The organism is Carboxylicivirga taeanensis, assembly GCF_051851475.1.
Classification (GTDB): domain Bacteria; phylum Bacteroidota; class Bacteroidia; order Bacteroidales; family Marinilabiliaceae; genus Carboxylicivirga; species Carboxylicivirga taeanensis.
The window spans coordinates 150171-171559 of sequence record NZ_JBPUSJ010000004.1; the positions used below are offsets into that span (position 1 = coordinate 150171).

The window sequence follows — 21389 nt, forward strand, 5'->3', positions numbered from 1 at the left end:
ATGACATAATGCACTAAATTTAAAATGTATGAAAAAGAAACTGTTAAAACAAAGATTGGGATTAATCCTGCTACTTCCTTGGTTGATAGGAAGTAGTGTGGTAGCACAGGCTTTGATTACTGGAGTGGTCAAAGATGCGGGAGGAGAGTTACTGCCGGGTGTTTCTGTGTATGTTGAAGGTACAACAAATGGTACAATTACGGGTATCGATGGTTCGTATCAGATATCAATGAACACGGGTGCGTCATTGGTGTTTTCATTTATCGGTTTTCAAACTCAAGTAATCGAAGTAGGGGACCAGGAACGAATTGATGTGACACTTATGGAAGAGCTGAGAAAGCTCGATGAAGTGGTGGTAACGGGTTACACAACTCAGTCCAGAGCCGAGATGACCACCTCCATTGCTAAATTGGATACCAAGGTGCTGGAAAGTGCACCGCGCTCCAATGCAGCTACGGCTTTACAGGGAACCATAGCCGGCTTGCAGGTGACGCAAACAACCGGACAGCCGGGCTCCACACCCAGTATGGTATTACGGGGAGGTACCAGCTTCGAAGGTAAAGGCACACCACTTATTTTGATTGATGGAGTACCGGGCTCTTTCTATGCACTGAACTCAGATGACATTGAATCGATGGAAGTGTTAAAAGATGCGGCTTCTACAGCTGTTTACGGGGCCAGAGCGGCCAATGGTGTAATATTAGTGACGACTAAAAAAGGGAAAAAAGGAAAGTCCAATGTTACATTCCGTTCTAAATTCACCACCAATAAGCGGCGTGAAGATCCGATGGAGTATTTGGGAGCCGCTGACTATGTGAAATTTAACCGACTGGGCGTGAGAGCTGCTCAGGAGGTAATGGGTTACGACTGGTTGGATCAGTTTGTTAACGACAAGGGCGCCAATTCCGCGTCTGTTGGTAATAACACCACCAACTCCATTTACACCACTATGGTGTTGTCTGATGCTAACCGTTATTTATTAAATTACGATGGTTGGCAAACCATGGAGGATCCTATTAATCCTGGTACGACTTTAATTTTCCAGGACAATAAGATGAATGAATTGTTTTACCAGGAGAGCTATGGTCAGGATTACAGCTTGTCGTTTGATGGAGGTAACGACAAAGGAACTTACTATCTGGGACTGGGAATGCTGGATGATAAGGGATTGGTATTTGGCTCAGCCTTTAAACGTTACTCGGGCACGTTTAATGCGTCTTACAATATTTCAGAGGCCTTTAAGGTGTCATCGAACATTATTTATTCGCACTCTAGTCAAAATTTACCTTACGATAGCGAATACAACCTCTTTCAGCGCACCGCTGGTTTAGCGCCAACGTCGCGTATCTATAACAACAATCCAGATGGTAGTCTGTCAGATGAGTATCAGCCGGGTACTTATTTAGGCTTTGGTAACCCACTGTATTACAGAGATAAGTTTGTTCGTACCAATCTGGAGCAGCGCTTGACAGCATCCGTTCAGTTGGATTATAAGTTCTTAAATGACTTCACTTTAACGCTGAGAGGTAGCCACTTTACCATCAATAATTCTGATGAAGCTTTTAATAAGGCCTACTTATCTTCAGGTCGTTTGAATACTGAGCGTAAATCATCAGTTTCGCACGATAGAATGATGCGCAACCAGGTAACTTCCATGTTGTCGTATCGCAAGCGAATTAACAATGTGCATAACATCAATGCATTGGTCGGTTTGGAGTATTTCAAGGAACATGAATTTGACTTTAACGCGGCTACTCGTTTGTCGCCAACCGATCTCATTTATACGATGAATGTGGGTTCTGAAGCAGCAGACACGCCTTATTCTTATCGCACCGGATATGAAATTGCTTCATTTTTTGGGCAGGTAAACTACGACTACGATTACAAGTACCTTTTAGGTTTAACATTTCGTAGAGATGGAACCAGCAGGTTAGGCAATAATCAATTTGACTTTTTCCCGGGTGTATCGGTAGGATGGAACGTGCACAACGAAGAGTTCTATAAAGACTCAAAAATGAAATCCATCGTAAGCAGCTTGAAACCACGTTTAAGCTACGGGGTGAATGGTAACATTGAAGTGCTGTCTAACTTTGGGGTGTTTGGAACCTATGCAAATGAAACATATGGTAATAAATTAGTATATGATACGCAATCGGGCTATGTTAACAGCCGTTTGCCTTTGCTTGACTTGAAATGGGAGCGTTCCACCACTTTTAATATGGGCTTAGATGCAGGCTTCTTAAATAATCGCATTACGCTGATTGCCGATTACTTTATAAGAGATGTAAAGGATAAGCTGGCTGGTTTAACACTGCCATTATGGACAGGTTTCTCATCCATAACTACCAATAATGGTACCTTGCGTAACAAAGGGCTGGAGGTGCAGCTGAATGCAGATATCATTAGAAAGAATGACTTAAACTGGAACCTTGGCGTAAACTACTATTCTGTTAGGAACTATGCGCACAAGCTTCCGGCCAATGGAGTGGATAAAAACCGTCAAGGTGGAACAGAGATTTATGATGCAGCCACTGGTCAAACCAAGTATGTTGGCGGATTACAAGAAGGTGAGCGGGTTGGTTACGATGTGATTACAGCTTATGTGTTTGACGGTGTTTATCAAACTCAGGCCGATATTGATGAGCATGCCGGTCGGGTAGTGGAGTTTGCACACGATGAAGATACACGCTATCTGGGCGATACACGATGGAAAGATTTAAATAACGATGGAGTTATTAACTACCTTGATCGTCAGGTAATTGGTCGCACAACGCCTGATTTTGTTGGAGGTGTTACTTCCAGCTTAAGTTATAAAAACTTTGATCTGTTTGTAAAAACTGACTTTGCCATTGGGCACCATATCATTAACGGTCGTCGTGTGAAAGGGATATCGCAAACTCAAGGTAACCAAAACGGACCTCTTGAGATACGTGACTCTTGGACGCCCGATAATCCAACCTCCAATATTCCAATTTTTACGTTAGTGGATCGTCAGCGCAACCACCTGGCAGCTGGTTTTGATCAGGGTTCGATCGATAACAGCAGTTCACGCATGTGGGAAAAAGGAGACTACCTGGCCTTAAGAGAAGTAACCTTAAGCTATAATCTGAGTGGGGCAATTGCTAACAATGCCTTTAAGAATGTGCGTATCTACCTTACCGGTACAAACTTAGCCTATTTTAGCGGATTCTCTGGTAGTTCGCCTGAGGAAGCAATTAACGATCCGGCTAGAGGGATGTACAGAGGACAGGATAGAGGACGCTTTCCTCTGCCACGCACCTACACATTGGGTTTAAATGTTACTTTTTAACTTTTAATACAGCGTAAAATGAAAAAAATAAAATATATAGCACTCTTACTGGTGGCAACAATCCTAAGCTCGTGTGAGTTGGATATGCAGCCCGAAAGTGAATTAACCTACAATGGGTTTTGGGACACAGAAGAAGCGGCACGGGCTGCTCACATAGGTATTCAGTCTAAATTCAGAGATTATGCCTATACACTCTGGCAAATGGGGGAATTGCGTTCTGATGTGTGGGGCGGAAAAACCATCGAATCGCCATTTGGCCAGTCCCTGATTGACAACAACATCAGTTCTACCATTGTACACTTCGATGAGTGGGCCAACTTTTATGGTTTGATTCATTACATCAACGATTTTATCGCCAACGCACCTAAGGCTCCTTTCAAAGATGAGGCAGAACTGAATCATCTGCTGGGACAGGTGTATGGCTTAAGAGCACAAGTGTATTACACCATGCTTAAAGCCTGGGGCGATGTACCCATTAGTACCGAACCATTATTGGAGGTGAACCTGGAAGAACTGAAGAAGCCACGCGCGCCAAAGGCCGAAGTGATGAGTTTGATAAAAGACGACATAGAAACTTCTCTGGAGTATTTTGGTAGCGATAATAGCAAGTGGAATGGCAAAAATGTGTATTGGTCAAAGGCTGCCACTCTTGCTCTTAAAGGCGATGTTTACCTTTGGGCCGGTAAAGTACTTGGGGGTGGCAATGCTGATTTTGAAACAGCCAAAGCAGCCCTGACACAAATTTCAGGACATCAACTAGTTGCTTATGAAGAGTTGTGGGGCGAATCAAATGAAGATAACAACGAGTTTATTTTCGCTTTCGACTACCAGCAGGATCAGGCCGGTAACTTCTATGGGGACTTTACAGGTCGCATGCTGGATATAAAAAGCCTGTTTGATGAAACAGCCACTTCGATGGAGGATTTCGTGGTGAATGGTGCCAGCCGTTTCGGCCCATCCGATAAAACCAATCTTATTTTGGAAGATTTGGATGACATGCGCAGAGGAACCTTTATCCGGCTTTATAGCGATAGTGCCAACTACATCCCGTTCACTGCTAATAATCCGAGTTATCAAACATCTATTCTGAATAAATTTCTTGGTGTGATAGGTGAAGATGGTTCGCGTTTTAATAACAATAATGTGCCACTATATCGTTATGCCGATGTAATTCTCTTGCTGGCCGAAGCGAAGAACAACCTGGGTGAAGATCCTTCAGCGGAAATTAACCTGGTGCGTGAGCGTGCTTATGGCGATAACTATAGCGGACACGAGTATGTGAATGGTACCAAGGCCGAAAATGCCAAAGCCATTTTAGATGAGCGCTATAAAGAGTTTATTGGTGAAGGCAAGCGTTGGTGGGATTTGGTGAGAGCCGGCGAAACCTATGTGTTTGACGAGGTTGCTTCGTTGGATGCCTCTGAAGCCTATAAAATCTATTACTCAATTTCGGAGAGTATGTTGGCTGCCGATGATCAGCTGAAACAAACCGAAGGGTATAACTAATAAATTTTTGTGAGATGACTGCCTGTAGGTCAAAAAGCTAGACTTACAGGCGGTTTTTTACTATGTTCTTTGCCACTTTATCTTATTATCTTGCCATGAGTTATTTAACCGTAATTTGAATTAATAACAATCAATTATACTCTCTAAAAATGAATAAAATGCACAAACTACTTGTAATTGGAATGATTCTGATGGGTGCGATGGCGTGTAAGCATAATGCCAAAGAATCGACTCATAGCAGCATTATTAACAACGTTGACTTGTTTAATGCAACAAATAACGAAGGGGTGGCATGCTACCGTATTCCGGCATTGATTACTGCACCCAACGGCGATCTTATCGCAGCCATTGATGAACGGGTGCCTTCTTGCGGCGACCTCAAATGGAGCCGCGATATCAATATTGTTCTTCGCCGCAGCGCCGATAACGGACAAACCTGGTCGGACATTGAAACGGTCGTTGATTTTCCATTGGGACAGTCAGCCTCTGACCCTTCGATGATTCTTGATGAGGTAACAGGTGAGATTTTCCTGTTCTATAACTTTATGGATTTAGATAAGGCGAAAGACGTTTACTATTTTCATGTTGTAAAAAGTTCAGACAACGGTAAAACATGGAGCGAGCCCGAAGATATTACTTCGCAGATCGCATTGGACGGATGGGAACAAGACTTTAAATTCATCACTTCTGGCCGCGGCATTCAAACCGCCGATGGAACGTTGTTACACACCATTGTTAACATTCAAAAAGGTGGTCATGTTTTCGGTTCAAAAGATCATGGCAAATCCTGGTTTGTAATTGATAACGCTATTGAACCGTTTGATGAATCAAAAATTGTACAATTGGCTGATGGTCGCTGGATGATTAATAGCCGTGTTCAGAAATTAGGGCACCGCTATGTTCATGTATCTGACGATGAAGGCCAGTCTTGGGAAAGTTATCCCGACACGACCCTAATTGATCCAGCTTGTAACGCCTCAATTATCCGCTATACATCTATTAGCAAAGGAGATGATAAGAATCGTCTGCTTTTCTGCAATGCAAACAGCAAGGAAGGGCGTGTTAACCTGACAGTAAAAGTAAGTTACGATGAAGGAAAAACCTGGACAAATGGAAAAACAATCTATCCTGGCGGTTCTGCCTACTCATCATTAACAGTACTTAAAAATGGTGACATAGGTGTATTCTATGAAAAAGATGATTACACAGAAAATCGCTTTGTCAGCTTCTCATTAGAATGGTTGACCGACGGCGAGGATTCACTGGATAAATAATTTTCTGAATATGAAGAGAGCATTTTTAGTCACTTTAAATTGTTTGCTGCTGCACATTGCTTATGCACAATATGAGCGATCGGTATTACTGCCTTTGCCTCAAAAAGTAGAGTGGAAGGATGGATTTGCCAACCTGTCGACTGTTACATTGAATGTGCCAGACACACTGCAGAATATGGTGCTACAGCAGCTGACAAACCTGGGATGCGTGTTGGAATCGGAAAGCAACGCACGGCTTAAGGTTGTGATGAGTGATTCGTTAAAATGCGTCTCTTCTAATTTTAATGAGGCCTATCACTTGTTGGTTGATGCCAATGGGGCCGCCATTAAGGCCGTCACAACAACAGGTGTTTACAGAGCCTTACAAACATTAAATCAGCTGGCCTTTAAGCAGGGTAATGAGGTACTTGTGCCTGCTTGCTCCATTGTTGACTGGCCAGCTTTTAAAGTGCGCGGATTCATGCACGATGTCGGTCGTGGTTACATCCCGCTAAGCGAGTTAAAGCAACAAATTGCCTTGCTGTCGCAGTTTAAAATCAATGTTTTTCACTGGCACCTCACCGAGGACATTGCCTGGCGACTGGAAAGTAAAGTTTTTCCGCAGTTAACCGATAGTGCCAATTTTGAACGCCTCTCAGGAAGCTTTTATACCATTGAAGAAGCCAGAGAACTGGTGCGATTCTGTCATGAACACCATGTATTATTGATCCCCGAAATTGACATGCCAGGCCACAGTGCAGCTTTTACCCGTGCTTTAGGGCACGACATGCAGTCTGAAAGAGGCATGCAACTGCTTAAACAATTATTGGATGAGGTGTGTGAAGTGTTTGCAGATGTACCATATCTGCACATTGGAACGGATGAGGTCAGATTTACCAACCCTGATTTTGTGCCGCAAATGGTAGCTTATGTGCGCAGTAAGGGAAAAAAAGTCATTAGCTGGAATCCTGGCTGGCACTATAAACCGGGTGAAATTGATATGATACAGATGTGGAGCTCGCGCGGAAAATTGCATCGGGGTATTCCGGCCATTGACTCGCGTCTGCATTACATCAATCATTTCGATACCTTTGCTGATATTGTAGCCTTGTATCACAGTAATGTAGCGGGTGTTAGTGAAGGAAATGCTGATGTGGCCGGCGCCATTGTGGCCATCTGGAACGACCGCCATGTTGATGGCATCCAACAAATTCTTGGCGAAAATGGATTTTATCCGGCTATGCTGGCTTTGGCCGAATCAACCTGGCAAGGTGGACGCGATACGTATTTTTATGAGCAGGGAACAATGCTCGGTGCTGATACCAGCAAGTCGTTCAGTGCATTCAAAGATTTTGAACAACGTATGCTCCACTTTAAAAAGGATGTTTTTAATCAGGAGCCTTTTGCCTATGTGCAGCAAACCAATGTCAAATGGCGCGTCACTGATGCTTTCCCTAATCATGGGAATTTAACCCAAACCTTTCCTCCCGAAAAGAACTTACAAAAGAGCTATACCTATCAGGGTAAGCAATACGCAACCCATAAGGCCACAGGAGCCGGCATATACTTGCGCCATGTTTGGGGCACCTTAATCCCAGGCCTGTATGCCAACCCTCAAGCCAATCATACCGCCTATGCCTATACCTGGGTGTATTCACCCTTACCACAAAAGGCCGGTATTTATGTGCGGTTCCAAAACTACAGCCGCTCCGAAAAAGATTTGCCCCCTCCTCAAGGGCAGTGGGATTATAAATTTAGCCGCATTTGGCTAAACGAAGAAGAGATTAAGCCGCCTGTTTGGGAAAATACCCATTCTATTAGGTCTAACGAAATACCCTTACGCAATGAGAATTGGGAAGGGCGCTTGCCAATACCAGTTGAGTTACAGAAGGGCTGGAACAAGTTGTTGCTGAAATTGCCGGTTGGCGCGTTTTCAAGTCGGGAAGTGCGACTGGTGAAGTGGATGTTTAATGCAGTGCTGGTGACGCCCGATGGCAAACAGGCACTTCAAAATATTGTTTATTCGCCGGATAAGATCCGGGAAACAACTGAAAATGAGTAGGAGCAGATTGATTAAAACCACCTGGCTTTTTAAAATCGCCATGCTGGTGTTGTGCCTGGGTGTGCAGAGCCCACAGTGCTATGCGCAAAAAAAGAAAGTGGCTTGTGTGGGAAACAGTGTGACATTTGGCTACGGGATTGATGAACCGGGTAAAAATAGCTATCCGGCGCAGCTTCAGGCCTTACTGGGCGATAGCTACGAAGTGGGTAATTTTGGTAAGAGTGGTGCAACATTGCTGCGTAAAGGGCATCGTCCCTATATGCAACAAGAGGAGTTTGAGCAGGCCGTGGCTTTTCAGCCCGATATCGTAATTGTTTCATTGGGTTTGAATGATACCGATCCGCGCAACTGGCCCAACTACCGGGATGAATTCATAGAAGATTACGGGGCTTTGTTAAAAAGCTTTGAAAATGCGGATGGCTCCATGCCCGAAATATGGCTGGGCCGCATGACACCGATTTTTCATGCCCATCCACGATTTAAATCCGGCACACGTGATTGGTTTTGGCAGATTCAGAAAGCCATTGAACAAGTGGCTTTTAATTGGGATGCTCAGTTGATTGATTGGCATACGCCCCTTCATGCCCGCCCCGATCTTTTTCCGGATGCTTTGCACCCAACGAAAGAAGGCGCCACTATTATGGCACAGTTGGCCTACCAACACCTTACCGGCGATTTTGGCGGTTTGCAGGTGGCAGAGCTGTTTAGTGATCACATGGTTTTACAACGCGACACGCTAATTTCCGTTTGGGGCACCGCGAACCGGAGTGAGCCTGTTTCTGTGGATCTGAATGGCGTTAAGGTGGTAACCCATGCAGGCTTTAATGGTCAATGGCGGTTGGAATTACCGGCCATGCCAGCTGGTGGTCCTTATCAGCTCACCATTGCCAGCAGGTCTGAAATAATCGTCATAAACGACGTGCTGGTGGGTGATGTATGGTTATGTGCCGGGCAATCTAACATGGCTTTCAGTGTGAAGCAATCGGCTAGCGGGCAACAGGCCTTGGCTCAGAAAAAATACGGTGCGATCAGGCTTTTGCACTTCCAACCTTTAGCGCCAACGGATCAGGTTGTGTGGGATACAACTATTTTACAAAGGGTAAATCGACTGGAGTATCTGAGTGGGAATTGGAAGTTGGCTAACAGTGAGTATGTGAGTGATTTTTCGGCCATTGGCTGGTATTTTGGAACCAAGCTGGAGCGAGAGCTGAACATCCCCATTGGTGTGATTCAAATGGCTGTTGGAGGAAGCCCGACAGAGGCCTGGGTGGATCGTCAAACACTCGAGCACCATCCGCAATTGGTGGATATGCTGTATAACTGGCATAACAACGATCATACGATGCAGTGGTGCCGCCAACGGGCAGCTCTAAATACGCAGAGGGCTGCATCCTCCCATCAACGGCATCCGTATCAGCCTGCCTATTTATATGAGGCAGGAGTGAAAAAGATCGAAGGTATGGCCATCAAGGGCGTAGTGTGGTATCAGGGGGAATCCAATGCGCATAATGTGGAACTGCATGAGGTCCTGTTTCCCACCATGATACGGGCTTGGCGAGCAGCCTTTAAACAGCCGGACTTGCCAGTTGTTTTTGCTCAATTATCATCTTTAAATCGTCCCACTTGGCCTCATTTTCGGAATAGTCAGCGAGTAATGGCCAGGCAGTTGCCGCGGGTTTCCATGGTGGTCACCAGTGATTATGGCAACGAAACAGACGTCCATCCCATTCATAAGTATCCGGTAGCTGAGCGTTTGGCCTATGCAGCTCTTCGTGATGTTTATGGAAAATCTTCCGTGCCCTATGGATATGTAGATATTGAAAACGTGAAATTGCACAGCAGCAATGTGGAGATTGTGTTTAGCCACACCAAAAAGCTTCAAACATCAGATGGGAATAGGGTGAGAGAACTAGAGTTAGCCGGGCAGGATGGTATTTTTCTTCCCGTTGATGGGGTCATAAATAATAATTCGCTGCTGATAAAAACTGATCCTCAAAATGTTCAGGCTATTCGTTATGGTTGGCAGCCCTATTCGCAAGCTAACCTGACTAATGAAGACGGCATACCTGTTTCTACTTTTCGAGTAGATGCGCCATTTAATCTTAAAACTAAATAATGACCATGATACCTAGCACAAAAAATAGTCGGTGGTTCAGCATGATGGGCCTGTTAATTTTACTGTCAACCATGCAGGCGTTGTCTCAGGAGCAACGTTTCGGAACATATTACCAGCAACGAAAAACATTGTTTGAATTGATGCCCAATACTAAAAATGAAATCATTTTTTTAGGGAATAGTATTACTGACGGTGGCGAGTGGAGTGAGCTATTTCAAAATAGGCATGTTAAAAACCGTGGAATAAGCGGAGATATTACAGAAGGCGTGTTGTATCGATTGGAGGAAGTAACCGAATCAAAGCCGGCCAAAGTGTTTATACTGATTGGAGTTAATGATTTAGCCCGTGGTATTTCTAACGATACTGTTTATGCCAATATCTGCCGCATTGCAAGTCTTATATTTGAGCAATCGCCTAAAACAACAGTGTATATTCAGAGCATACTACCTGTCAATCCTGATTTTGGAAAATTTACGGGACATTGCTCCAAAACCGAAGATATTCTGTGGATAAATAAGCAGCTGGCCCAATGGTGTAAGCATAAGCCGGCCGAATTTATTGACCTGTTTTTACACTTTAAAAATACGACTAACAACCATATGAATCCTTCATTTACCAATGATGGGCTGCATTTGACTGGTAAGGGCTATTTACACTGGGCCAACATTATCAGACCCTATTTATAACAAAGAATCTATTTTTTTTAGAAAAAGAACGATAACACGAACAGATAGACATTTAAAATGGAAAAGATTAAAGGACTTGTAGCAGCGCCTTTTACGCCAATGACGGCGGATGGTGCCATTAATTTGAATATTATCCCTTCTTACTACCAATTCTTGAAAAATAATGGGGTAGCTGGTGCGTTTATTAACGGCAGCACCGGTGAAGGGGTGTCGCAAACAACACAGGAGCGAAAGCAGGTGGCAGAGGCCTGGGCCAAAGAAATTAAGCAGGATGCTTCCCCCATGAAGCTTATTAATCTGGTGGGCGGAACGTCCTACGAAGAATGCATTGAGCTGGCCCGACACTCACAAGCTATTGGTGCTGATGCTATCGCCATTTTGGCTCCTTTCTACTTTAAGCCGCCAAGCGTTAAGGAGTTGGCCGAATTTGTTAAAACAATCGGGCAGGCAGTGCCTGAATTGCCCGTGTATTTTTACCATATTCCGGTACTTACAGGCGTAGGATTTGCCATGATTGATTTAATGAAAGAATTACATGGGCAGATGCCAAACTTTGCGGGTATCAAATATACTCATGAGGATTTTATGGATTTCTTGTCGTGCTTAAACTTTGCCGATGGACAGTATGATATGCTGTGGGGACGTGATGAAAACATGTTGTCTGCTTTAGTTTTAGGAGCCGAAGGTAGTGTGGGAAGTACTTTCAATTATGCAGCGCCACTTTATCTGGAGTTGATGGCTGCCTACGAAAGAGGTGATTTTAAGGCGGCTCGCCAGCTGCAGCAGCAATCCATTGACATGATTCGTTTACTTGGAAAATACGGAGGTATTGGAACCGGTAAGGCCTTTATGCGCTACGTAGGTATTGAATGTGGAAGCTTCCGTTTACCGGTTAAAGCTATGTCGCAGGAAGCCTATCAGGAATTTGTTAAGGATGTGAAAGCGTTGGACATGGAGGCGCTGTTTTCAAAAGGAGAGTAACATGAGACGTACTACACTAATTGTACTATTCATATTATCAGCTCTGCTGGGTCCGTTAAGAGCTCAGCAGCAGCTATCTCAAGCCTTACTTGATGTTCTGCCTGCCTCCGGGCAAGGAGAGACGCATCATGGCTGGGCTGGGGCGTTTATCGGGCAACATAACGAGGTGGTCGTTATGGCCGGAGGCTCTGCCTTTCCTGGCGCTAAACCATGGGAAGATGGTCAAAAGAAATTTACGAACGAACTGTTACTGGGATGGGAAGAAAATGGACAATTCACCTGGCACAAAGATAAAGCACAGTTGCCCAAAATGGTTGCCGGAGGTGCTGCTGTCTCCTTGCCAGAAGGAATTTTGTGTACAGGAGGGGCCAATGCTCAGGAGGTATTAGCCGATGCCTGGCTCATTAAGGTAGCAAACCAGACCTCTGAAATAATACCTTTTGCCAGCCTCCCATTTCCGTTGAAAGACCATGGGATTGCTGTAATTGGTCGCGATGTGTATATAGCCGGCGGTGTTACACCACAAGGGTATAATTCCCATTTGTTGGTATACAACCTGGATAACCCGGAAAATGGTTGGCAGATGCTCGCCGGATTGCCTCACGGTATTACCAATGCGGTGGTGGAAAGCCAAATGGATGGAAGCGAACAGTGTTTATACGTGATTGGAGGTCGGTATAAGCAAAATGGTAACTCTGTTACTACTTTTAGTAACGAAGTATGGAAGTTTACGCCATCTCAACAACAGTGGACGAAAAAAAATGCGATTCAGTTAAGTAACAAAAACAGTCTGGCATTAGCTGCTGCCGCAGGTGTTAAAATTGGTGCCTCACACATTGTTCTGGTGGGGGGCGATACCGGTCATGTCTTTAACCGTGTAGAAAAGGCCATTGGTGAAATGACATCGGACGATGAAGTTGTGCGCCAGCAGGCAAAGGCGCAGCGCAATGAGCTGTGGTTAAACCATCCGGGCTTTAATAAGGATATATTGGTGTATAATACCATTACCGATAGCTGGTTCAGTCCGGGTAAACTGAATAGCAATGCGCCGGCAGTTACTTCAGCAGTGTTTTGGCAAAATAAAGTGGTGGTGCCATCTGGTGAGGTTAGCCCAGGAGTGCGCACCAACCAGGTTATTGCACTCGATTTTCAATCAAATGGTGGATTTGGGTGGTTGAACTACGTGGTATTGGTGCTCTATTTTATAGCCATGTTGTTGTTAGGGTTCTATTTTATGAAGCGCGAAGGCGATGAGCAGGACTTTTTCAAAGCAGGCGGACGTATTCCTTGGTGGGCGGCAGGTATCAGTATCTTTGCCACTACCTTAAGTGCCATAACATTTATTGCTATTCCGGCTAAAGCCTATGCAACCGACTGGCGCATGCTGCTTTTTAACTTTACCATCATCATGGTGGTGCCGGTAATTATTCGTTATTACCTGCCATTTTTCAGGCGTTTAAATATTGGAACAGCCTATGAGTATCTGGAGATGCGGTTCAATAGAACCGTGCGCTGGGTCGCTTCAGTGCTGTTTATCCTGTTTATGATTACCCGCATTGCCATTGTCCTGTTTTTACCGTCGCTGGCTCTGCATACGGTAACAGGTTTTAGTGTTTACTGGTCCATCATCATCATGGGCGTAGTAACCATTGTGTATTGCACCAGTGGCGGCATCGAAGCCGTTGTTTGGGGCGATGTTATTCAGGGATTCATCTTGTTCGCTGGAGCTTTGTTTGCGCTGGTATTTATGGTGGCCGGCGTCGATGGTGGATTGGGTGGTTTCATTCAGTTATCGCTCGATCAGGATAAACTCTTCTTATTTGATTCCAGCCTCGATTGGTCCAAGCCGGTTATGTGGGTAGTGCTTTTAGGAGGTTTTGCCAATAGCCTGATTGCCTACACCAGCGACCAATCGGTGGTACAGCGATATATGACGACCAAAGATGAACGTGCGACCGCCCGAAGCATCTGGTTAAACGGTATTATCAGTGTGCCGGTATCCATAATCTTTTTCCTTTTAGGAACAGGCTTGTATGCTTTTTATACCTCCAATCCGGGAGCTATATCTATTACTATTCCAAATCTGGATGCCGTGTTTCCGCATTTTATAGTGAGTGAGATGCCGGCAGGTCTGGCAGGTTTGTTGATAGCAGCTGTATTTGCTGCAGCCATGTCAACCCTTTCTTCTAACATCAATTCAGTAGCTGCTGTTATTACTTCTGATTTTTACAAGGTATTGAAGGCGAATGTGTCCGCTCAGAGCACTTTGCTGGTGGCACGTTGGTCGGGCATTATTGTTGGTGTTTTCGGCATCGCAATGGCTTTGGTGCTGGCTACCTGGGACATTGCTTCTTTATGGGATCAGTTCAATACATTCCTGGGGCTTTTAACAGGCGGATTAGCTGCTTTCTTTATGATGGGTATCTTCTTTAAGCGCATTTCGGGAGTGGCTGCCTTAATAGGTGTTGGAGTTGGCCTGGTGGTGTTAAGCTACTTGCGTAATACCTCCGATATGTCCTTTTTACTTTATGGAGTTGCCGGCATATCAGTAAGCGTATGTGTGGGGTGGTTGTTGAGTTTTATATGGCCCTCAAAATCAGTAAACGATGAGCTAGTTTATGAAGGAATCAAATCTAATCAGAAAAAAACCTAAAGAATGAAAAATGTAAAAGCAAACAAAGAACGCATTAATCAATTAATCAGTCAGTACCAGAAGGAGCTCGACGACCATGTTATTCCATTTTGGATGAAACATTCCAAAGACACGGAACACGGCGGTTATTTCACCTGCCTGTCGCGCAAGGGTGAGGTGTACGATACTGATAAATTCATCTGGTTGCAAGCCAGGGAAGTGTGGCAGTTTGCTAAACTGTACAATACCTATGAGCAAAAGGCCGAATGGCTTGAAATGGCTGAGCATGGAGCCGCATTTTTACAAAAGCATGGGGCTGATGATCAGGGGCAATGGTATTTTTCTCTAAATCAAAAAGGAGAACCATTGATCCAGCCATACAATATTTTCTCCGACTGCTTTGCGACCATGGCCTTCGGTCAGTTATATAAGGCAACCGGTAAAGAAGAGTATGGTCAGTTGGCCCGTTCTACCTTCTATTCAATTCTTGAGCGTCAGGATAATCCAAAAGGGGTTTATAATAAGGCGTATCCGGGCTCAAGGGCGCTAAAGAATTTCGCATTGCCTATGATTTTGTCTAATCTGGCTTTGGAGATCGAATCTTTACTGCCACAGGAGCTCATTCAGGAAACCTTGGATAAAATCATCCATGAGGTAATGGAGGTATTCTATTTTCCTGAGGAAGGATTAGTTTTGGAAAACGTGAGTCCTGATGGGCAGTTTGTCGATTGTTTTGAAGGGCGTTTATTGAATCCGGGGCACGCGATAGAAGCCATGTGGTTCATGATGGATTTAGGCGAAAAGTTAAACCGGCCTGAATTAATTGAGAAAGCTGTAAAAATCACCTTAGATACGCTCGAATATGGCTGGGACAAGGAGCATGGTGGTATTTTTTACTTTATGGATATTAAAGGCCACCCAACTCAACAGCTCGAATGGGATCAAAAGCTATGGTGGGTGCACCTGGAAACTTTGGTGGCCCTGCTTAAAGGCTACTACCATACGGGCAATGAGGCATGCTGGGAATGGTTCGAAAAAGTACATGATTATGCCTGGAAGCATTTTTCGGATCCGGAGCATGGCGAGTGGTTTGGTTACCTTAACCGCGAAGGAAAAGTTTTGCTGCCGTTAAAAGGAGGCAAGTGGAAAGGATGTTTTCATGTTCCGCGTGGTTTGCTCTATTGTTTGCAGACTTTGGAACGAATGAAAGATGAGAGATAGTCACGATTGACTATAGGCAGCGTTTTTTGTATTGGCGTGCCACACAATAATTAATTAAAGGTTTAGTTAATAAGTTCAACTGATTATAGCTTCGTGATTGCAGGCTGGTCAGTTGAACTTTTTTGCATTGTTTATCCACTTCTTAAACCTGAATTTGGTTAATTAAGGCGTTTTATCTTATTTTCGGCATCTCATGACAGAGAAAAAAGCAGATATTAAATCCGGTGTTGTTAGAAATGAAAGTTTTGACCATATTTTCAAAACCTACTACTCAGCATTGTGTTTGTATGCCCAAAAGTATCTGCAGGATCAATACCAGGCCGAAGACGCTGTGCAGGAGGTGTTTTATCAGTTACTTCAAAAAGACGAAACCCTGGATCGGTATAAAGATATTCGTTCATACTTGTACCAGGCCGTTAGAAATCAATGCCTCAATGATATTCGGCATCAAAAGGTGAAGCAAAAGCATCAGGAAAAAATTATTCATTACAATCAGGAGGAAAAGGATTTCTTCAGCGACCTGATTAGTGCAGAGGTGTATAGGCAATTGGCACAAGCCCTTAATCATCTGCCTCAGCAATGCCGAACAGTGTATAAGCTTTCGCTGGAAGGCTTGAAATCTATTGAAATTGCCGAAGATTTGGGAATCTCAGTCGAAACGGTTAAGACTCACCGCAAGCGGGCAAAAAAAATTCTGAAAGAGCAGTTGAAAAATTTGTTCTCACTTCTTTTTATGGGCGCCTAGGCTTAGAGAAAAAAAGTTAATTTTTTATTACCCACTTTTTCATTCTTGAGCGTCTAAGTATATGAAAGCATTATTACATGAAAAATAGCACACCATTTGAAGTTGCGGATATTGTAGCAAAATTGCTGAAAGGACAAACGTTAAACGATGACGAAGAGAAACGGTTTAACGATTGGATTTCAAGTGATCAAGCAAATGAATTGTTGTTTGAACAGTTAAAGAATTCGGCAGAGTTCGATGCGTACTTAGCAAAAACTGAGAAGATAAATGTTGAGCAGGCCTTGAATAGTGTGTACAGCCGCTCAGCAAATAAACCCTCCGGCAAACGCGTTGTAATGCGTTGGGTGGCCTATGCTGCTGCCATAGTTTTACCATTATTACTTGTTTGGAGTGCTTATAATTGGTCAAACAAGGCCCCAATTGAAGGTGGTGTTGCGCTAGAGCAGTCCGGCATTCAACCCGGAGGCAGCAAAGCAGTCCTGTATTTGGCCAATGGCAACCAAATTGAACTGGACATGGTGGGCAATCAAGTAATTGAGGAAGACGATGGAACGCTCATAGAAACAACCAACCAGGAAATTAAATACAATGAAGCCGGGGGCCAAACGGCCGCTCAGGGCTCCAGTCTGAAAAATACCATATTTATACCTCGAAAAGGGGAGTTTACCTTAACGCTGGCGGATGGCACTAAAGTGTGGTTGAATTCCGAAACAACTTTGGAGTATCCGACACAATTTGGTGCCGATAAACGAGAAGTCAATTTAACCGGAGAAGCTTTTTTCGAGGTAACAAAAGATGCTGCACGTCCCTTTATCGTTAATGTTAAGGGGGTAGCCGTGAAAGTGTTGGGTACCTCTTTTAATGTGCAGGCTTATGGGAAGGAAAATACTGTTACAACCACTTTAGTGACTGGTAAAGTAATGTTGGAGTCGCAATTAAATAAGGCCCACCAGGAGGTTATTCTTCAGCCCGGCATGCAAAGCATTATTTCTGAGCAGGAAAAAATAGTTATTAATCAGGTGGACCCACTTCTTTATGCGGCTTGGAAGGACGGTGAATTCAGATTTGAGAATAAACCACTGGAAGAGATTTTAGAGAGTCTGCAAAGGTGGTACGATGTAGAGATTGTATATGAAAACCAGGCTATGAAGACCAAACGTTTTACTGGCGACTTAAAGCGTTATGCCGAAATTAACACGCATCTGGATATGATTAGCCTGACCACCAATGTTCAATTTGAAATTAAAAACCATATCGTATATGTGAGATAAGGAAAAGCGAAACGGAAAATGCGACCAACATTTCCCGTTTCTGTAATTATCAGTTTGTTGTACCAACTTATAATCAATCAAAAGTATGAAAAAAAATCGAATTGATGGGTGGCGTATACCTATACGTTTCCGCAAAAAAATGTACTTGTTTATGAAGCTTTACGTTGTACTCAGTATCTTCTTTGCTGTTCAGGCGAGTGCACTTACTCATTCACAAAACCAAAAATTAGTCATTAATATTAACGGCGGGTCGCTTGAGCAGATGATTCAGCAGATCAAAAAGCAGAGTGATTACCGTTTTCTGTATAACCTCGAAGAGATTGCAGTGGCTAATGATTTAGATTTGCATCTGGAGTCAACTTCCATTGCGGAAGTAATGCAGGAAGCCCTGGTGGGTAAGGATCTGGACTTTAAGGTTGTTAATGACGTGATTATTGTTAGTCCTTCACCCGGTAAAGCAGCGCGCGACAGGCAGCATCAATTGCAGCAGCAAAGAGTAACTGTTACGGGGCGTGTAACCGATAGTAAAGGGATTCCGATACCAGGGGCCAATATTTTTGAGAAAACGAATCCAACCAATGGGGTAATTTCCAATGTTGACGGGCATTATTCCATTGAGGTTAGCTCAGCACAAGCAGTGCTTACTTTCTCGTTTATCGGATTTGATATACAGGAGCAGCCTGTAAATGGCCAAACAATGCTTAATGTAACACTTTACGAAGAAGCGACTGATCTAAACGAGGTGGTGGTCATAGGTTTTGGTCGTAAGGACAAAAAGAGCTTAACAAGTTCGATTGTGTCGATGGACAAGGAAGAGATGGAGCGATTGGCTACCACAAGCACCAGCGTGGACAACATGTTGGGTGGTACCATGAAAGGGGTGATGATGACACAAAACAGTGGTGAACCAGGAGCTACACCACGTATAAATATCCGTGGTATCACAACGCCTTATCCGAACATGACCTCTGGTCAGGCGAATAACATTCCTCTATTCGTTATCGATGGTATTCCAATGTTTGTACAGTCTAATGCCATGAACCCTCTGTTGGCGCTGGCGCCTAACGATATCGAATCAATTGATGTATTGAAAGATGCGGCCGCAACTGCAATTTACGGGTCTCGTGGTGCCAATGGTGTAATTATCATTAATACCAAAAATGGCCATAAAGGCGATAACGTAAATATCGATGCGGGCTATACCTTCTCTATTGGTAATCCGGTGAAAGAGTATGAACCTCTGAACAACGAGGAGTTTAAGGAGCTGCAGGACATGATACTCAGCAGTACGGTAACGGCCATGAATGAGTGGCGCAGTTTTGCTGATGAATATACCTTAGGAAAACTGGGAAATGTAGAGTTGGACTGGGAAACCTGGCAATACGCTTATAACGGATTGAAAGAAGAAGCCTTTGGAACAGAGAACACCAATTGGGTGGATGAAGTGAAAAATAAAAATGCGGCAACGCACCAGTATAATTTCGCCATGCGTGGCGGTACAGAGCGTACTAATTACTCCTTTTCTTTCAACGGCATCAATCAGGAGGGCCTTTTTATAAATGACCAAATGAATCGTTATGGAGCTCGTTTATCAGTTGATACAGAATTGAGTGATCGGGTGAAGATGGGAGCCATGATGAACTATTCGGTGTCTGAGCGTAATAGCGCAGATGAAGTGGATTACATGGCGTCGCTTTACAAGCCTTGGTTAATTCGTCCGGATGTGCCCGTTTATAACGAAACAGGCGATTTCCAGCGCATTGATGGTTCTATCCTATACTATGGTATGCCAAATGATATGGCCAACCCGGTGGCATTGAGAGAAAAAGAGTCAGTTTTTAACAATAACCAGTTTATGGGTAATGCCTATTTGGATATTGAATTAACAGAGGACTTGGGCTTTCATACGGATGTCAATGTAGCTAACTACCTGTTTAATAATGAGTATTTTTCTCCTCTTGTGAGTAAAGATATCATGTTTGGTATTCCAACTTATTCATCTTTAGATGTTAATAACAGTAATACAACCAGCACGGCTTTAAACTTCCGCTTGGATTATAAGAAGGATTTTGATGAGCACAAATTAACCGCCATGCTTGGTTACAGTGCCGATCGTACTTTTAGCAAAAGTGGCTATATCTCTTACGAGGGCTTCCCAAGCGACCGCTACATGCATAATCCCGGTTCGGCCCGTCAAATTACTATGTTTGGCGACGATGAGCTAAACACTGGTCTGAATTCTATTTACGGTCGTTTCACTTATAGCTATGATCACCGTTACCTGGTTGAAGCAGCCATCCGTGCTGATGAATCCTCAAAATTTGGTCCTGATAACCGATGGGGCTATTTCCCGGCTGTATCTTTGGGCTGGCGCATCAATAACGAATCCTTTTTAAAGGACGTGGCGGAAATTGATGATTTGAAATTACGATTAAGTGCCGGACAAACGGGTTCAACCAATGTGGCCGACTTTTCATACAGACAATACTTCCTGCGCAATAGTTCAGACTATTACGGTGGTGAGCTGAGCATTGATATCAAAGATTTATTACCTAACGAAGGTATTAAGTGGGAGATGACAACCGAATACAATGGTGGTTTCGACTTTTCGTTCTTTAAGCACCGTCTGTATGGTAGTTTCGATGCCTATTACCGTTACACCGAAGGGGCATTGGCTCCAGCGCCACACATTCTCGAGTCGGGAATGAAAAACTACTACGCCAACATTATTGATGTGAGTAATAAAGGGATGGAACTATCTCTTGGTGGAGACATTATCAGGAGCAATAGCTTTGTTTGGAACAGTAATTTCAATATCGCATTTAACCGCAATAACATTGAAAAGCTGAATAGCGCCTCTATCAACCCCTACATGCAGGATTCTTTTTTGGAAGGTCATCCAGCCGGAACAAAGAGGGGGTATAAAGTGAAAGAAATTATACAGGATCAGGCTGTTATTGATGAATTAAACATGACAGCCATGGAGAATGGTTATAATTACTACCAGGAGTCAAGTACCGCAGTTGGCGATTACCTGATGGAAGATGTAAATGGTGATGGTCGTATTACCAAAGTTGATGAAGTGGTCATCACTAATCCTGAACCAGATTTCTTCGGTGGTTGGAGTAATACACTCACCCACAAAAACCTCTCGCTTTCCTTTATCATGCAGTTTTCGCAAGGTGTTGAAGCCTTATGGTCGAATCTGATGACGGATGCCGGCGGTAACCTAGGGCTTGGAATTAACCGCGAAATGTTCGGTAAGACCTGGACGCCAGAAAATACGGATGCTGAGTATGCACAGTTAATTAACTCATCTATGGGGTATTATAATTACACTTATTCAGATAAGTATGTGTTTGATGCTTCTTACATCCGGATGAAAAACATCACCCTATCTTACCAGTTGCCAGCCGGTTTGTTAAAGAATATGCGCATTAAAAATGCTTCAGTATTTGCGTCTGCTACCAACCTGTTCACCATTACTGAATGGCCTGGTTTAGACCCAGAGTTATTAGGGGGCGGAGTAACGAGTATGTCGGTTAATGATGACCCATATCCGTTAAGCAAAACTTTTTCGATTGGCATTAAAGTTCAACTTTAAAC

General features: G+C 43.8%; 12 protein-coding genes. All 12 read left to right on the forward strand.

The annotated features are described in order from the left end of the window. Positions 1 to 28 precede the first annotated feature (28 nt). The 12 genes from ACSX1H_RS07950 (at position 29) to ACSX1H_RS08005 (ending at position 21387) form a co-directional block, all read left to right on the forward strand. Entirely contained in the window at positions 29 to 3310 is a 3282-nt protein-coding gene (locus ACSX1H_RS07950; RefSeq protein WP_439183314.1) for a SusC/RagA family TonB-linked outer membrane protein, read from the forward strand. An 18-nt stretch (positions 3311 to 3328) separates the two neighbouring features. After that, on the forward strand, positions 3329 to 4816 hold the full coding sequence (locus tag ACSX1H_RS07955; RefSeq protein WP_439183315.1) for a RagB/SusD family nutrient uptake outer membrane protein: 1488 nt from the start codon (positions 3329 to 3331) through the stop codon (positions 4814 to 4816). A 158-nt stretch (positions 4817 to 4974) separates the two neighbouring features. Next, positions 4975 to 6090 carry a sialidase family protein gene (locus ACSX1H_RS07960; protein ID WP_439183316.1) on the forward strand — a complete coding sequence of 372 codons (1116 nt, stop codon included), beginning with the start codon at positions 4975 to 4977 and terminating at the stop codon, positions 6088 to 6090. A gap of 10 nt (positions 6091 to 6100) precedes the next feature. After that, positions 6101 to 8131, forward strand: a complete 2031-nt coding sequence (locus tag ACSX1H_RS07965; RefSeq protein ID WP_439183317.1) for a family 20 glycosylhydrolase — start codon at positions 6101 to 6103, stop codon at positions 8129 to 8131. Continuing rightward, entirely contained in the window at positions 8124 to 10247 is a 2124-nt protein-coding gene (locus ACSX1H_RS07970; protein ID WP_439183318.1) for a GDSL-type esterase/lipase family protein, read from the forward strand. The genes ACSX1H_RS07965 and ACSX1H_RS07970 overlap by 8 nt, the downstream gene beginning before the upstream one ends. After that, a complete protein-coding gene (locus ACSX1H_RS07975; RefSeq protein ID WP_439183319.1) occupies positions 10247 to 10933 on the forward strand; it encodes a GDSL-type esterase/lipase family protein in 687 nt (228 codons plus the stop codon). The genes ACSX1H_RS07970 and ACSX1H_RS07975 overlap by 1 nt, the downstream gene beginning before the upstream one ends. 57 nt (positions 10934 to 10990) lie before the next feature. Continuing rightward, positions 10991 to 11914: a dihydrodipicolinate synthase family protein gene (locus ACSX1H_RS07980; RefSeq protein ID WP_439183320.1), complete on the forward strand. Its 924-nt coding sequence runs from the start codon at positions 10991 to 10993 to the stop codon at positions 11912 to 11914. Position 11915: 1 nt separating this feature from the next. Beyond that, on the forward strand, positions 11916 to 14567 hold the full coding sequence (locus tag ACSX1H_RS07985; protein ID WP_439183322.1) for a sodium:solute symporter family transporter: 2652 nt from the start codon (positions 11916 to 11918) through the stop codon (positions 14565 to 14567). A gap of 3 nt (positions 14568 to 14570) precedes the next feature. After that, on the forward strand, positions 14571 to 15767 hold the full coding sequence (locus ACSX1H_RS07990) for a n-acyl-d-glucosamine 2-epimerase (protein ID WP_439183323.1): 1197 nt from the start codon (positions 14571 to 14573) through the stop codon (positions 15765 to 15767). Between the two features lie 193 nt (positions 15768 to 15960). Then, positions 15961 to 16512, forward strand: a complete 552-nt coding sequence (locus tag ACSX1H_RS07995) for an RNA polymerase sigma-70 factor (protein WP_439183324.1) — start codon at positions 15961 to 15963, stop codon at positions 16510 to 16512. Positions 16513 to 16589: 77 nt separating this feature from the next. Next, positions 16590 to 17783, forward strand: a complete 1194-nt coding sequence (locus ACSX1H_RS08000; RefSeq protein ID WP_439183325.1) for a FecR family protein — start codon at positions 16590 to 16592, stop codon at positions 17781 to 17783. A 151-nt stretch (positions 17784 to 17934) separates the two neighbouring features. Next, positions 17935 to 21387, forward strand: a complete 3453-nt coding sequence (locus tag ACSX1H_RS08005) for a SusC/RagA family TonB-linked outer membrane protein (RefSeq protein ID WP_439183326.1) — start codon at positions 17935 to 17937, stop codon at positions 21385 to 21387. Positions 21388 to 21389 lie beyond the last annotated feature (2 nt).

What these genes read in the sequence shown, in the direction of transcription:
- ACSX1H_RS07950 (WP_439183314.1), top strand. Translation starts at nt 29, where the DNA reads ATGAAAAAGAAACTGTTAAAACAAAGATTGGGATTAATCCTGCTACTT.
- ACSX1H_RS07955 (WP_439183315.1), top strand. Translation starts at nt 3,329, where the DNA reads ATGAAAAAAATAAAATATATAGCACTCTTACTGGTGGCAACAATCCTA.
- ACSX1H_RS07960 (WP_439183316.1), top strand. Translation starts at nt 4,975, where the DNA reads ATGCACAAACTACTTGTAATTGGAATGATTCTGATGGGTGCGATGGCG.
- ACSX1H_RS07965 (WP_439183317.1), top strand. Translation starts at nt 6,101, where the DNA reads ATGAAGAGAGCATTTTTAGTCACTTTAAATTGTTTGCTGCTGCACATT.
- ACSX1H_RS07970 (WP_439183318.1), top strand. Translation starts at nt 8,124, where the DNA reads ATGAGTAGGAGCAGATTGATTAAAACCACCTGGCTTTTTAAAATCGCC.
- ACSX1H_RS07975 (WP_439183319.1), top strand. Translation starts at nt 10,247, where the DNA reads ATGACCATGATACCTAGCACAAAAAATAGTCGGTGGTTCAGCATGATG.
- ACSX1H_RS07980 (WP_439183320.1), top strand. Translation starts at nt 10,991, where the DNA reads ATGGAAAAGATTAAAGGACTTGTAGCAGCGCCTTTTACGCCAATGACG.
- ACSX1H_RS07985 (WP_439183322.1), top strand. Translation starts at nt 11,916, where the DNA reads ATGAGACGTACTACACTAATTGTACTATTCATATTATCAGCTCTGCTG.
- ACSX1H_RS07990 (WP_439183323.1), top strand. Translation starts at nt 14,571, where the DNA reads ATGAAAAATGTAAAAGCAAACAAAGAACGCATTAATCAATTAATCAGT.
- ACSX1H_RS07995 (WP_439183324.1), top strand. Translation starts at nt 15,961, where the DNA reads ATGACAGAGAAAAAAGCAGATATTAAATCCGGTGTTGTTAGAAATGAA.
- ACSX1H_RS08000 (WP_439183325.1), top strand. Translation starts at nt 16,590, where the DNA reads ATGAAAAATAGCACACCATTTGAAGTTGCGGATATTGTAGCAAAATTG.
- ACSX1H_RS08005 (WP_439183326.1), top strand. Translation starts at nt 17,935, where the DNA reads ATGAAGCTTTACGTTGTACTCAGTATCTTCTTTGCTGTTCAGGCGAGT.